Source organism: Armatimonas sp., assembly GCF_031410135.1.
Taxonomy (GTDB): domain Bacteria; phylum Armatimonadota; class Armatimonadia; order Armatimonadales; family Armatimonadaceae; genus Armatimonas.
Genome location: NZ_JANNYP010000487.1, coordinates 1 through 13123, shown reverse-complemented (window position 1 = coordinate 13123; position 13123 = coordinate 1). Strand labels below are relative to the sequence as shown.

Here is a 13123-nt window from a genome sequence, read left to right as displayed (position 1 = left end):
CTCCTCCCAACCCTGGGAGGAGGGGGAGAGAGGGGGAGTCCCAAGCGACCTCTGGCTCCCCTCCCCCAATCCTGCCTCCCAGGGTTGGGAGGAGGGGCTGGGGGAGGAGGGAATGGTCGCGGGCTTCGCGGCTCGTACATCGTCGGCGGTGATACGCCCGCCGGTGCCACTGCCTGCCACCTCGGTCAGGTTCACACCCTCGCCTGTTGCAATGGCCTGAGCGAGTGGCGAGATGCGCACCACATTGGCTCCGTTATCGGGGGCGGGGGGGGCAAAAAGCATCGCTGCGTGTGCGGCCTCAATGTCACGCTCGATAATCCGTCCATTTGGCCCGGTGCCCTTTCCTGCTAGGTCTTTGACACTCACCCCAAGCTCATCGGCGACACGGCGCGCACGCGGCGAGGCATCAATCACATCGGTGCTTGTGCTGGTGAGTAGGGGGGCGGATACAGGGGGTGTTGGGGCCGCCGCAACAACGACAAGAGTGGGGGCCGCGACAGGAGCTGTGGCAGCTTCAATTGGTACGGTGACACTCTCACCAGGCTCCCCGACAAGAACGAGCGGGGTCTCCACCTTGACGTAGCTATCCACGGGGGAGAGAATGCTCAGAATTGTGCCCGTCTCCGTGCTGGCGAACTCCATGTTGGTCTTGTCCGTCTCTAGCTCACCCAGTGCCTCGCCAATCGTGACCGTGTCACCGACCTTCTTGAACCACTGAACAATCCGAACTTCCTCAACCGACTGCCCAAGCACGGGCACTTTTACTGTCCTAGCCATATTTCCTCACAAACGACTGAAACCCCGAATTGCCTCGGAGTAGCTTACAAAACGATATTCATACTTATGGTTGTCGATGTCGCCACTCAGGCTCGCAGTTTTGAGTCTGGGATCACACCACATTCGCCGATCTGAGTCGCGCTCCATGGCAATCTGCTCGCCAGAGTAGTCCGCGTTTCCCATTCTACGCATTTCTCCATCGTCATCTACTGCGGGATGATTGATGTAGACATAAGGGCCGCCTTCAATATACCTAATCAGTCGCATCCGAAGATCACCTTCACCAGGAAGGCTGGGAATATCGTAGACAGTCAGGAGCCCTTCCGATTCGGCCCAGGCAATCAGCGGCTCGCGTAGCTCGGGGACGGCCCAGGAGGTGATGCCCATGTGCTCATCCAGATACTCAGGCGCGAGGTTCGCGCTGCGCATTCGGTCGAGCTGTGCTTGTGCCTCGGCGAGCATGGCGGTGATGGCTTCGGGGGTGCGGGGAAGCTGCGCAGGGCTCTGCGGGAAGACGCCCCGGTGATCTCTGAGAAGCGGCGAGTCGGTCAGAGGCCCCCAGGTGATACCATCCCACTCTGCGGCAAGCGTGAGGTGAAGCCCGATACAGAGGCCGGGTATTCCGCGCAGGCGCTCTGCGGCATCGTCGAAGGCGGGGCCACAGGCCATCACGGATGCGTTGCGCATCACGCCAAACTTTGCTGCCTCTTCTACCCCTCGATTCGCCGCGACGCATGAGCCCGCATCATCGCCACGTGTGACGATCGGAATCGTACTAACCACGCCCAAAGACCTCGCGGCGCGCTTCCCGGTCCGCATCGCGTTTGGCGATATCTTCACGCTTGTCGTAGAGCTTCTTACCACGCCCTAGCCCCAGCTCAATCTTGGCAAAGCCGCGCTCAAAGATAATCGCCAGGGGGATCAGGGCAAGGCCCTTTTGTTGGGTCAAGCCCAGCAGATGATCAATTTCTTTGCGCTTGAGCAGGAGCTTGCGGGTGCGCGTGGGCTCGACATTGTCGCCATGGCCCTGAGTAAAGTGGGCGATGTGCAGGTTGTGTAGCCAGAGCTCGCCTTTCTCGATACGGGCGTAACCGTCGGTGAGGTTGGCTTTTCCCGCTCGTAGCGACTTCACCTCGGTGCCAACCAGAACCATTCCCGCGACATAGACTTCCTCAATGAAGTACTCATGACGGGCGCGGCGATTCACAGCGACCGTGCGCTTCTGACCGCTCTTCTCTTCTTTTTTACTGGTGGACATGAGGCCCTATTATACCGCGTTGAACAGGCGGCTAAAGCAGCCTGCTGTTGCGGCAAGACCCATAAATGGGCCTGTACCGTTTTCTGCTCCTCTTCCCGGCGAGGGACGAGCCATGGGGGGAAGAGGGGGTGGCGAGGAACGAGCCGGGGGAGATGGCCCTAGCGTGGGATGGGTCTTCCATCGCGCAGTGCGGGAAGCCAAGCGCTCCAGCAACGCTTGTCGTAAGCAGCCTGTGAGCCGTTTTCGTTCTGATGGCCTGCTATCGGGAGCAAGACAACTTCTTTGGGGCTCTTGATCTGGTTGGCTGCGGCGAGAATCCCTTCGGGTGGGCAGGTCTCATCAATCAGGCCACAGCCGATCAGTACGGGACACTTAATCCGTGAGGCAAAGTTGGCGACATCGTAGTAGCGTGCAGTCTCGCGCACTTTGTTTTTGTCTTTGCTACCACTGTTGTTGACCCACTGTGGCCAGCCGGGCGCGCGACCGACATCGGGGCCGAGCATGTCGCAGCCTGCGGGGACCGAGGCAAGAGCCGCTGTGATCTTCGGGTGCAGGCCCGCCGTCATCAGCGACTGGAGCCCGCCCTGGCTCCCGCCCATTACCACGAGAGTTTTGCCGTCCCAGTCTGGGTGCTCCGTTAAATACTGCGCGGCGCGGTAGCAGGACAGATACATCCGCAAGAAGTAGCTTGTCTCTGGGCTATCGTTGCCGATCGCGGGGTAGTTATTGAGCGGCCCCTTGCTCTGTTCTTCGTAAAAAGCAGGGGGCTGGTCGAAGGGAATATCATGGGGCATGACATTAAGCGCCAGCCACCCCTCATTGGCGCGATCCGTTACCCCGTTTTTCGGCAGGCCATAGACCCCGGCCCACTGGACAATCAAGAGGGCAGGGAGCTTGGTCTTTCCCGCAGGCTGGGCGAGCTGTGCGCGAATCTTCGTCCCCCGAATATTTTCCATCGTGAGCTTGGAGTAGAGCACGCCCGCCTTCCCTGAGGGGGCACGCTCTTGTTGAGGATTGGTGGGGACGCGCTCCAGCTCTCGAAGCTTATCGGCCCAGAAGGCATCGAAGTCCCTGGGGCGCTTCGCCGAGAGCGCGATCTTCTCGGGAGCGGCGACTGCGCCTCCTCGGCTCCGAGAGCCGGACAGAGCCAGAAGGAGTGCCCCCGGTCTATCAAAGCGCGCCTCGACGGTGCCTTGGCCGTTCGTCAGCGCAAGTGTCGCTTTCTTGATCTCGGTGAGACCTCCGCGCTTGATCGAGTACTCTACACTTGCTGGAGCAGGGCCTTCGCCTGCCCACTGGACACTCCAGCGAACCATCTCCCCGACCGGGTAGACACCACTTGCTCGATCCGCATTGACCACAAAACGCGCTGCTTGCTGCATCCAAAATCTCCCCAAAAAGAAAAAAGCCTTCTGATTTTACCAGAAGGCTTTGAGAGCGGGAGTCGAGACTCGAACTCGCGACATTTTGCTTGGGAAGCAAACGCTCTACCACTGAACTACTCCCGCAGTGGACTGAATTGTATCGGCTTTTTTAGAGGGATGCAAGGCTCAGTAGACCCGCTTGCCGGTCCATTCTTTGTTAGGCTCCTCGTCGCCGCTACCCCACTTGCCGGAGAACGACTCGCCGTCGTCGCTGAGGATAAACCAGCCTCGACCACTGGAGCTGCCGTGCTCCGTCCAGGTGAATGTGAGCCGATCCCCGATCAGCGTTCCCTGAATTACTCCTTCGCTCGACGGATAGCTGCCCGTTACCCGGTTGCCACGAATCTCTAGGGTCAGCTCCCCAAACGTGGCGCTCCACTTGCCTGCAAAGGTCCTTGTGCCGCGGCGCGTGAGCAGATAGACCGGCTGCAGCTTGAGCGCGTCTTTGACGGACTGCGCCGGGCCATCGGGGAGCTGCGTGGCGAGGATCTCGGACTTGCCTTCCTGCACCATCCCGACCGTGCCGTAGAGCTCTGCGAGGCTCAGGGCATACTTAACAATCTCATCGCCGCTCCAGCGCTTGCCACGAGGCGGGGGCGGGAGCCAGAGCTTGATCCAGTTTGCGCCGCCCGGAATCGTGCGCACCAGCTCCTTGAGCCAGTCCTCCACACGGCTCGCATCGTTGACCGCCAAGCGCGGCGGCACCAGGCGTGCGCCCGTCAGGCTAGAGTCAGAGAGCAGGCGCACCCCGGCCCGCTCGCTGACCTCGCGCAGCAGCGGCTCCAGAGCACGTAGCGTTGCAGGAGCTTGTTCTTGCTGGATCACAATCGGCGGAACGAGAGGAAGCATCATAGAAACCTTATTATTTGACTACGGTGAGTGTAAGAATTGTACCGGGCGGAAGGCTCACCGGCAATGCCCAGGAAACCTCCAGTGCCTTGCCGAAATGTTTATCCGTCACCACGGCATTGCTCTTCTCGCCCAGTGTCGTCTCAAGCTTGACCCGAAGTCCATTAAGGTTCCAGGTCGGGCCACCGAGTGCACACCCTGGTGCATGCAAGAGTAGGCGCAGCCGCTCACCCGTACGCCTGGGAAGTACGATCTGCATCGTATCTCCGACGAGCTTGACTTCCACCCCGTTGGTGCCGTGGACTAAGAGCCAGCCGGTGCTGCCATCGGCCATGCGCCAGTGGATCGTCCCTGGTGCGTGCTGCTCCCAGGCGCGGGTGAGGCCGACTGTCGCGCCCATCATCCAATTTTTCTCCAAGACACACTGCACGGGGTAGGCTTTCCCGTTGCGGGGGACTTTTCGCTCTAAACGACGCGGTTTCTCAAAGGCCTTGAAGTGCGCCAGAGCATCGGGTGGGCAGCGCAGGCCCAGCGCCAGAAACATCGGAGCATAGGCCCACTCAAAGCTGCGATTATTCCAGTCCGATGGCGCGGGAGCCGTTTTCTTGTCTTGGGTGAGTAAGAGAATCGCCACCCCCGTGATGGCGGTGTACTGCACCATGTCCATGCCGTAGGCGCGGGTAAACGGTCCACAGAGATTGCGCAGACCTGCGTGGTAGAGCTGCGCCGTGTCGCGCCAGAACGCCGCCTCCATCGCACTTGCAGCCGCACGGCTCTCTTTGGACGGTGACAGCTCACGCCAGAGCGCTAGGCCCATGGCATCCACGCCGCCGTAGGTGGGTGAGTTGTCCTCGGTGAACGTGCGGGACTGGTTAAAGAGCGCCGCTACCTGCCGCGCCTTCTCCGCACCTTTGGCGGCAATCTCCGGTTTGCCTAGCGTCGCTCCGACCCATTCCTGTAGAAACGCACTCATCAGAGCGATATTGGTGTACTCGGGCGAGACATTGCGGACAATATCCCCCTCCGCAGCAATCACCAACGCTGCGTCTATCTTCTCGATCAGCGCCTTGGGCAGGAGCTTGCCATAACGCTCCCGGGCGACGATCAGTCCGACTCCGATAAACTCGCGCCAGTTGTGGTCCAGCATCCGCCCCGTCGTCCCATTGTCGCCCGGCCAGACCCCAAGCCACATCCCCGGCAAGCGCTTCTGCAAGTTCACTAACAGCTCCAGCACCGCTGCTGCCCGCGCCGCATCACTCTGCTGGTTACGGATCAACAGCCCGACGACTAAATAAACCGCCGAGCGGGTGCCCTTTTGGTTCAAGAACGCCTGGGCCTGCGCGGGAGTCCATGCTGCGCCCGGAGCGGGGAGAAGAAAGTCCAAAAGTTCGGCTTCAAGGGGTGTCATGATGCTATTGTAGCGTGACGGCTCAGATCGCCGCCAGCCGGGATGCACGGGTGAGGCAGGATTTCCCCGTCGGTGTGTCGAAGGAGGCGGAGATGTTCGCACTTAATTTTTACAACGAGCTCTACGGCGATGCCTTGCGCAAAGGCCGTAAGTCCGCGACGATCCGCCTCGGGGATAAGACGGGCAAGTATCAGTCGGGGATGTTGGTCTGGGTGACACTTGGGCAGCGCTTTGGAAGGCGCTACAAGCTCTTTACCGCCATACTAGATAGTGTGGAGGTGAAGGCGATTAAAGACCTGACGCCGCGCGATCTTCAGCGTGAGAACCCTGAGTTTCGCACTAAGGAGGATGTGATCGCTCTCCTCTCCCGTGTCTACGACCGGCCCGTTGTCGAAGAGAGTCTCATTACCATTATTTACTTTTCGCCCGTGGACGAGTACGGGCTGGATGGAATTTAAGCCATGCTTTTCCCTGTTTCTTCTGTCATTCCTGCGCTTGTCTCGCAACTTGCGCAAGCCGAGCCACCCAAGGTCAACTGGAAGCTCGCCAACCGCTTTACGGCGGAGAGCCTGACGCCCTTTGTGCCCAGCACAACTCTTTCGCCGGGCTGGATCAACAAGACCGACACGTTCTGGTATGTCTGGCGTGACGACTCCGGGCGAAAGTTCTGGAAAGTGGACCCGAAGGCGAAAAAGAAAACACCGCTCTTTGACACCGCAAAGATGGCCGCATTGCTTTCTGAGCTCACCCAGAAGCCCTACGACTCCACCAATCTGCCGTTTACCACGGTCACCTTTGATGAGAAAGATACCAATCGGATGTTTTTCTCGATTATCGAAGCGCCCGTTGCTCCGAGCACCACGCCAAAAACAACGCGCTACGAGTATGACTTAGCCAAAGAGACCCTGAAAGTTGCCCCGAAAGAGGGCGCAGCTGCTGCGACCACCGAGGCGCGGGATTTTCGCAATCTCTCACCCGATAAGAAAGCCTATGTCTACGCCCTGGCCCACAATCTTTACTACGTGGAGATCAAAGAGGGCAAAGACCAGCCGCCGGTGCAGCTCACCAAAGACGGCGAAAAAGACTACAGCTTCGGGAGCCGCGAGGGGGGCTTTGGCGGGATTTTTGGGGGCGGTGGCGGGACTCGTCGTGGACAGCAAGGTGGCGGGGCACCCCCTCCGCCGACGGAGCAACGTGTCCGGGCCAATGTCACCTGGTCCAAGGACTCCAAGCGCTTTTATGTGAGCCGCTCTGACTCTCGTAAAGTGAAGGAGCTCTATCTTGTCAGCTCCCTGGCCGAACCTCGTCCCGCGCTGATGAGCTATAAGTACGCCATGCCCGGCGAGCCCGAGGTAGGGAGCCAGGAGCTTTTTGCCTTTAATCCCGAGAAGAAAGTGCTGGAGAAGCTACCGGTTGAGAAGTACAAAGACCAGCAGATTCGCAATCTTCACTTCCAGGACACGACCTCGGAGACCCTGCGCTTTGTGCGGCGGGATCGGCTCCAGCGCCACGCGGAGCTGTGTGAGATCAATCTTGCTACCAAGACCGTGACACCGCTGGTGACGGAGACCGTGGCGAATGCTTTCTTGGAGCTTCAGGAAGTCAAGTACGTCAAGCCAGGCGGCGATTTTCTCTGGTTCTCCGAGCGCTCGGGGTGGGGGCACTACTATCTCTACAGCAACGACGGCAAATTAAAAAATGCCGTGACGAGTGGTCCCTATCGCGCCAGCAGCATCACGGAGGTGGACGAGAAAAAATCCCAGCTCTGGTTTGTGGGGCAGGGACGCGAGGCCGGGGAGAATCCGTACTACCAGCACCTCTACCGTGTCGGCCTTGATGGGAGTGATCTTGCTCTGACCGACTCCGGTGAAGCGGAGCACACATCGAGTGTCTCGCCCAGCAAAGACTTTGTGGTGGATGTCTCCTCCCGCCCCGACCTTCCCCCAAAGGCGGTGCTCCGTGACCGTGAGGGCAAGCTTCTCATGGATCTGGAGGAGAGCAAGCTAGAGCGACTCTTAGAGCTGGGCTGGCGCATGCCGGAGCGCTTCATGGTGAAAGCTGCCGATGGAGTGAATGATCTCTACGGCAACCTCTGGAAGCCCACCGATTTTGACCCAAAACGCAAGTACCCGATTATCGCCTATGTCTACCCCGGTCCCCAGACCGAGTCGGTGAACTCAGGCTTTAGCGTGAGTGCCACCAACGCACGCATGGCCCAGCTTGGCTTTATCGTCATCCAGATCGGCAACCGGGGCGGCAACCCGGCCCGCTCCAACGCCTACCACAGCTACGGCTACTACAATCTGCGCGACTACGGCCTCGCTGACAAGAAGACCGGCATTGAGCAGCTTGCAGCGCGTTTTCCGTGGGTAGATATTGATAAAGTGGGCATTTTTGGGCACTCCGGTGGTGGCTTCATGACAGGTGCCGCCTTGCTCATGCCACCGTACAATGAGTTCTTCAAGGTGGGGGTCAGCAGCGCGGGCAACCATGATAACAATATTTACAATGCCAACTGGAGCGAGCAGCACCACGGCCTAAAGGAAGTGCCCGTTCTCGGTGCCGATGGCAAGCCCACGGGCGAGACCAAGTTCGAGATCAAAGTCCCGACCAATGCGGAGCTGGCGGGCAACCTCAAGGGCAAGCTACTTCTGGTGCACGGCGAGGTAGACAACAATGTCCACCCCGGCGGCACGATTCGCCTCGTCAATGCGCTGATTAAGGCCGGGAAGCGCTTCGATTTCATGATGCTCCCCGGCCAGACCCACAGCTTTGGCGACATGACCGGCTACTTCAATCAGATGACCCTAGAGTACTTTGCCGAGCACCTGCTGGGCGACTACCAGCGCGGCAACGCCGAGATGAAGGTGAAATAAAACCTCTCCCCAACCCCTCACCTAAAGGCAAGGGGCTAAGAACCCTCTGGCTCCCTCTCCTTGCCTTTAGGTGAGGAGGGGGTTGGGGGGAGGAGAGGTTAGACCGCGACCAGGTGCCCCTGGGTGTGGAAGTAGAGAACTCCCTCCGAGATGGCGGGAGTTGCCATACACACCTCACCCAAGGGGTTCTGGGCCAGGATCTTGAACTTGGCCCCCGCCTGCACCACAATGACCTCGCCCTCTTCACTGGTGTAGTAGAGTTTCTCGCCGGAGGCCACAGCCGATGCCGTAAAGCCCGTGCGCCCCGTGCCGAGGCGCTCCTCGTAGAGTTTCTTACCACTGTCGGCCTCAAAGCAGCGCAGTACCCCGGCATCGTTGCAGACATAGAGGTAGTTGCCCAGCACGAGTGGGGTCTGCATGTAGGCACCATCGCGAAGAGTTCCCCAGGCAAAGCTCGGATTTCCCAGTCCTTCGGGGGGGAGCTTGATCTCGCCACGTGCCGTCGGCTGGATGGCGTAGATGGGGTTCTGCCTGCCATGCGCATTGGTGATAAAGATCAGCCCCTGCCCGATAATAGGGGTCGGAACCGGAATATCACCGCCGCCCACCAGCTTCCACAACTCCTTGCCCGTTTTGAGGTCATAGCCGCCGATATGCTTCCAGCCATTCACCACTATCTGCGGTGTGCCACCGACTTTACAGAGCGTGGGAGTGGACCAGGTGGGGACATCCGTGCGGGGTGTGCGCCAGAGGTCTTTGCCAGTAGCGGGGTCGAGCGCCGCCACAAACGAGCCTTTCTGAACATCGCACTGGACAATAATCTTGCCCTCGGCGAAGATCGGAGAGCTTGCCCAGCCCCACTGCGCGGTGGGAACCTGAAAGTACCCGGAGTCTAAAACGCCAAAGTCTCGCTTCCAGAGTAGCTTGCCGTTTAGATCGTAGCAGTAGAGCCCCTCGGAACCAAAGAAGGCAAGCACCCGCTTTCCATCTGTCGCCATGGTCGCGCTGGCCTGCGTGGACTTGGTATGGCGTGCGATCTTAGGCACACCTTTGCAAGCAGTCTGCTGCCAGAGAATCTTACCCGTGCGCTTGTTCAGGCAGTAGATACGCCACTCGTGCTCCGAGGTATCTGCAACGGGAGCGATGTCGCCGTAGAGTCCTACCCGGAGATCGTTGTTCTTGCCCGAGAGCGCCGTGGTGACAAAGACCTTCTCACCCCAGATAATCGGGCTGGAGTGGCCCAACCCAGGTAGAGGGATCTTGAACTTGAGGTTTTTCTTGGCCTCAATATCCCAGGTGATTGGGGTCTTTGCCGCTTCCGCGATCCCGCTTGCGCCAGGGCCGCGAAACTGCGGCCAGTGAATTGTGGTTGCCATACACGTATTTTACCCAGGTATACTGCCACTATGGAAATCAAAGATACCGAGTGGCTCTCTGAGCCGAAAAGTGAGACTGAAGGCGTGACCCGGCGTGCGGTTTTGACCACGGCGATGACGGCGGGGTTTGCGCTAGCGGTGCAGCCGGTCTCGGCGGAGACGGTGATCACGGACACCAAGGGCCTCGCGGCGGGAATGACGAAGTTCAAGGGCGCGGACGGTGTGGAAGTGCCCGCCTACTACGCCGCTCCGGCGAAAGTCAATCCTAAGAAAAAGCCTGCCGTGGTGCTGGTGGTGCAGGAGATCTTTGGGGTGCATGAGCACATCAAAGATGTCTGCCGGCGCTTTGCCAAGCAGGGCTACTTTGCCATCGCACCCGAGCTCTACGTCCGACAGGGCAGTGTCACGGACAAGCCCATGAACGAGATCTTTCCCGTGGTCTCTAAAGTCCCCGATGCGCAAGTCATGACGGATCTCGATGCCGCCGTTGCCTACGCCGCCTCTACCGGAAAAGCCGATGCCAGCCGGGTCGCCATCACGGGCTTCTGCTGGGGCGGGCGCGTCGTCTGGCTCTACGCCGCGCACAATCCCAAGTTAAAAGCCGGGGCCGCGTGGTACGGACGGCTTGTGGGCCAGAGCAACCCTCTTCAGCCCAAGAGCCCGACCGAGCTCGCTAGCAAAGTCAAGGCTCCGGTTCTGGGCCTCTACGGCGCAAAAGACAAGGGCATCCACTGGAAAGCATCGAGGGCATGCGCACCGCGCTGAAGACCGCAGGCAACACCAAGTGCGAGATCCTCGTCTACCCCGACTCCGAGCATGGCTTCCACGCCGACTACCGCCCTAGCTACAACGAAAAAGACGCCAAAGATGGCTTTGCCAAGCTCCTTGCCTGGTTCAAGAAAAACGGCGCGTAATCCGCCGCTTTCAACCGGCGGGCTACTTCACGCGCTCGAAGATTAGAATGTGCTGACGGGGCAAGAGGGGGCTGTTTTCCACAAACTTCAGGGGAAACAACCCCATCTCTTTCTTGACCTGCGCCACACTCATCTTGTGGACCTCTTTAATCGGGACATTGGGGTCCTCCTTGCGGTACTCCACAAACACCAGCCGCCCCCCGATCTTCATTGCCTTCACCATGGCGGTGACCATCTCGTAGGGCTTGTCAAACTCATGGTAGACATCCACCATGATCTGAAGGTCGCAGGACTTCTCCGGGAGCTTGGGATCGTCGGTCTTGCCCAGCACCACTTCGACATTGCGAATGCCGTTTTGCTTCTTTTTCTGCTCGATGATCTGGAGCATCTCGGGCTGAATGTCTACAGCAAGCACCTTGCCACTGGCCCCGACTTGCTTGGCCATCATAAAGCTCAGATAGCCGCTGCCCGCTCCAATATCGGCGACCACCATACCGGGCTTGAGCTTCAGCGCTTTGACTAAGAGGGTAGGAGCCTCTTCTTCCTCACGCTCCGGGCGGTCGAGCCAGTCCGCGCCCTCATGACCCATCACGAGGGCAATCTCGCGGCCCTGGTAGAAAATCCCCGTGCCATTGGGGTCGTGAAACTGGCGACGGACATACGGCGGCTTCTTGGGTTGAGAGTTTGTGGGTGTTTGCATAGGATTTTAGCTCCAGGTTTCGGGGAAGACGGAGTGGTAGCGGATGCCTTTGCGGGGCTCCTGCTGAAGAGGCTCGACGGCATCGCGGAAGGCAAAGTAGTGCGGCGTCTGCTGGTGGGCTTTGAAGTCGTCCTCGGACTTGTAGACTTCGTAGAGGTAGAAGCCCTCCGGCTGGCCTGTTTCTGGGGGCGTGGCGAGGCGCAGGACATCAAAGCGCAGACAGCCGGGCTCTTGCACCGAGCCTTCGTGGTTCTTGCGCGCCTCTTCGAGAAACGCGGCTCCTAATCCTGGCTTGATGAGCACGGTTACACAGACAACGTACATGGCCTATTGGCCTTCCTTGGGGGTGAGTTCAGTGAGCTTGAGATTCCGAAACCAGACCTCGCCGCCATGATCCTGGAGCAGGATCTTGCCGGGTTTGGTTCCAAAGTCTTCGGCGTCCTTGAACTTACTCTTGGCCAGCGCCGCCTTCCACTCGTCGGAGCCCATCGTCACTTCTGCGGTTTTCTTACCATTGAGCAGGTGCGTGATCTTCTTGCCGTTGACAATAATCCGGCTGGTGTTCCACTCCCCGGCGGGCTTGGGGAGCACCTTGGGGTCTGCGGCAAAGAGATCGTAGATACTACCGGGGGCGTGCTTGCCCTGGTTGTCGGCTTTCTGGCCCGCATCTACCAGCTGGTACTCGATCCCGAGAGTCTTCTGGCCGTACTTGCCGTAGTGGTACTTCAGCCCCGAGTTCACCCCTGGCGCGATCTTCCACTCGAAGCTCAGATCGAAGCTGGCGTACTCTTTCTCGGTGAGAATATCGCCCCCACGCATCGCGCGATGGAGGGTGCCGTCTTGCACCTCCCAGCCGGTCGTGACCGGTTTACCTGTGGAAGTCGTCCAGCCGGTGAGAGTTTTACCGTCAAAGAGGGGCGCGGGGTCAGCGCTCAGCAGCAGCACAGCTCCCAGAGCAAATAACATTTTCATGCTTCCCAGTGTACCCCTTTCCGGTAGAATGAGGCCATGTGGTCTGCTGATCGTATTCAACGCGCCTTACGTCTTGCCGCCGAGGCACACCAGGGGCAGGGTGTTCCCGGCACCGAGCTTCCCTATCTCTTGCATGTCACGCAAGTCGCCGCCGAGGTTATGACCGTTTCAGGTGGCATTTCGGACAACACTACTGCGGTTCTCTGCGCCCTTCTTCATGACACCCTAGAGGACACCGAACTCTCGGCAGCGACTCTCAAAGCAGAGTTTGGTGCAGAGGTGCTGGCGGGCGTGCAGGCGCTCACCAAAGATGTGACGCTTCCCAAAGAGCAGCGCATGGCTGATAGCTTGTGCCGGATTCGTGAGCAGCCCCCCCAGATTGCATGGGTGAAGCTGGCGGATAGGATCACCAACCTCCAGACGCCGCCTGCGCACTGGAGCTCCGAGAAAATCAGTGCCTATAAAGTCGAGGCGCAGCAGATCTATGATGCCCTCGCCGAGTTTTCCCCTGAGCTTGGGGTGCGGCTGGCTCAAAAAATCGCAACCTACCCGCCTATGGCACCGCCTTG

At 59.3% G+C, this 13123-nt stretch carries 13 protein-coding genes, 1 tRNA gene and 1 pseudogene; 4 read left to right on the top strand and 11 right to left on the bottom strand.

Annotation, left to right across the window (positions count from 1 at the left end; all coding sequences use genetic code 11):
- From RMO15_RS18090 to RMO15_RS18060, 7 genes are all read right to left on the bottom strand, one after another.
- On the bottom strand, positions 1-777 hold a 777-nt coding region (locus RMO15_RS18090), incomplete at its 3' end, for an E3 binding domain-containing protein (RefSeq protein ID WP_309714994.1).
- 6 nt (positions 778-783) lie between these two features.
- Entirely contained in the window at positions 784-1560 is a 777-nt protein-coding gene (locus tag RMO15_RS18085) for a ChbG/HpnK family deacetylase (protein ID WP_309714992.1), read from the bottom strand.
- Entirely contained in the window at positions 1553-2035 is a 483-nt protein-coding gene (smpB, locus tag RMO15_RS18080) for an SsrA-binding protein SmpB (RefSeq protein ID WP_309714990.1), read from the bottom strand. The genes RMO15_RS18085 and smpB overlap by 8 nt, the downstream gene beginning before the upstream one ends.
- Positions 2036-2193: 158 nt before the next feature.
- On the bottom strand, positions 2194-3417 hold the full coding sequence (locus RMO15_RS18075; protein ID WP_309714988.1) for an acetylxylan esterase: 1224 nt from the start codon (positions 3415-3417) through the stop codon (positions 2194-2196).
- A 54-nt stretch (positions 3418-3471) separates the two neighbouring features.
- Positions 3472-3543, bottom strand: a tRNA-Gly gene (locus RMO15_RS18070).
- A 42-nt stretch (positions 3544-3585) separates the two neighbouring features.
- Entirely contained in the window at positions 3586-4311 is a 726-nt protein-coding gene (locus tag RMO15_RS18065) for a hypothetical protein (RefSeq protein WP_309714986.1), read from the bottom strand.
- 10 nt (positions 4312-4321) lie between these two features.
- Positions 4322-5716, bottom strand: coding sequence for a hypothetical protein (locus tag RMO15_RS18060; protein WP_309714984.1), 1395 nt, complete (start codon positions 5714-5716; stop codon positions 4322-4324).
- A gap of 14 nt (positions 5717-5730) precedes the next feature.
- Here RMO15_RS18060 and RMO15_RS18055 point away from each other — a divergent pair, with 14 nt between their 5' ends.
- Together RMO15_RS18055 and RMO15_RS18050 are read left to right on the top strand one after the other, a co-directional pair.
- A complete protein-coding gene (locus tag RMO15_RS18055) occupies positions 5731-6174 on the top strand; it encodes an ASCH domain-containing protein (RefSeq protein WP_309714982.1) in 444 nt (147 codons plus the stop codon).
- A gap of 3 nt (positions 6175-6177) precedes the next feature.
- Entirely contained in the window at positions 6178-8592 is a 2415-nt protein-coding gene (locus tag RMO15_RS18050) for a DPP IV N-terminal domain-containing protein (RefSeq protein ID WP_309714980.1), read from the top strand.
- Positions 8593-8690: 98 nt separating this feature from the next.
- On the opposite strand, the gene RMO15_RS18045 is transcribed toward RMO15_RS18050, so the two are convergent.
- Positions 8691-9968, bottom strand: a complete 1278-nt coding sequence (locus tag RMO15_RS18045) for a PQQ-binding-like beta-propeller repeat protein (protein WP_309714978.1) — start codon at positions 9966-9968, stop codon at positions 8691-8693.
- Positions 9969-10082: 114 nt separating this feature from the next.
- Here RMO15_RS18045 and RMO15_RS18040 point away from each other — a divergent pair.
- Positions 10083-10882 (top strand): annotated as a pseudogene (locus RMO15_RS18040) (dienelactone hydrolase family protein).
- Between the two features lie 22 nt (positions 10883-10904).
- Here RMO15_RS18040 and RMO15_RS18030 read toward each other — a convergent pair.
- Genes RMO15_RS18030 through RMO15_RS18020 form a run of 3 tightly spaced genes read right to left on the bottom strand, consistent with a single transcriptional unit; the run spans position 10905 to position 12554 of the window.
- On the bottom strand, positions 10905-11582 hold the full coding sequence (locus RMO15_RS18030; RefSeq protein WP_309714972.1) for a methyltransferase domain-containing protein: 678 nt from the start codon (positions 11580-11582) through the stop codon (positions 10905-10907).
- 6 nt (positions 11583-11588) lie between these two features.
- On the bottom strand, positions 11589-11906 hold the full coding sequence (locus tag RMO15_RS18025; RefSeq protein WP_309714970.1) for an antibiotic biosynthesis monooxygenase: 318 nt from the start codon (positions 11904-11906) through the stop codon (positions 11589-11591).
- Between the two features lie 3 nt (positions 11907-11909).
- Entirely contained in the window at positions 11910-12554 is a 645-nt protein-coding gene (locus RMO15_RS18020) for a DUF1080 domain-containing protein (protein ID WP_309714968.1), read from the bottom strand.
- 36 nt (positions 12555-12590) lie between these two features.
- Between RMO15_RS18020 and RMO15_RS18015 the strand changes: the two genes are divergently transcribed.
- On the top strand, positions 12591-13123 hold a 533-nt coding region (locus RMO15_RS18015; RefSeq protein WP_309714966.1), incomplete at its 3' end, for an HD domain-containing protein.

What these genes read in the sequence shown, in the direction of transcription:
- RMO15_RS18030 (WP_309714972.1), bottom strand. Translation starts at nt 11,582, where the DNA reads ATGCAAACACCCACAAACTCTCAACCCAAGAAGCCGCCGTATGTCCGT.
- RMO15_RS18020 (WP_309714968.1), bottom strand. Translation starts at nt 12,554, where the DNA reads ATGAAAATGTTATTTGCTCTGGGAGCTGTGCTGCTGCTGAGCGCTGAC.
- RMO15_RS18065 (WP_309714986.1), bottom strand. Translation starts at nt 4,311, where the DNA reads ATGATGCTTCCTCTCGTTCCGCCGATTGTGATCCAGCAAGAACAAGCT.
- smpB (WP_309714990.1), bottom strand. Translation starts at nt 2,035, where the DNA reads ATGTCCACCAGTAAAAAAGAAGAGAAGAGCGGTCAGAAGCGCACGGTC.
- RMO15_RS18050 (WP_309714980.1), top strand. Translation starts at nt 6,178, where the DNA reads ATGCTTTTCCCTGTTTCTTCTGTCATTCCTGCGCTTGTCTCGCAACTT.
- RMO15_RS18060 (WP_309714984.1), bottom strand. Translation starts at nt 5,716, where the DNA reads ATGACACCCCTTGAAGCCGAACTTTTGGACTTTCTTCTCCCCGCTCCG.
- RMO15_RS18075 (WP_309714988.1), bottom strand. Translation starts at nt 3,417, where the DNA reads ATGCAGCAAGCAGCGCGTTTTGTGGTCAATGCGGATCGAGCAAGTGGT.
- RMO15_RS18025 (WP_309714970.1), bottom strand. Translation starts at nt 11,906, where the DNA reads ATGTACGTTGTCTGTGTAACCGTGCTCATCAAGCCAGGATTAGGAGCC.
- RMO15_RS18045 (WP_309714978.1), bottom strand. Translation starts at nt 9,968, where the DNA reads ATGGCAACCACAATTCACTGGCCGCAGTTTCGCGGCCCTGGCGCAAGC.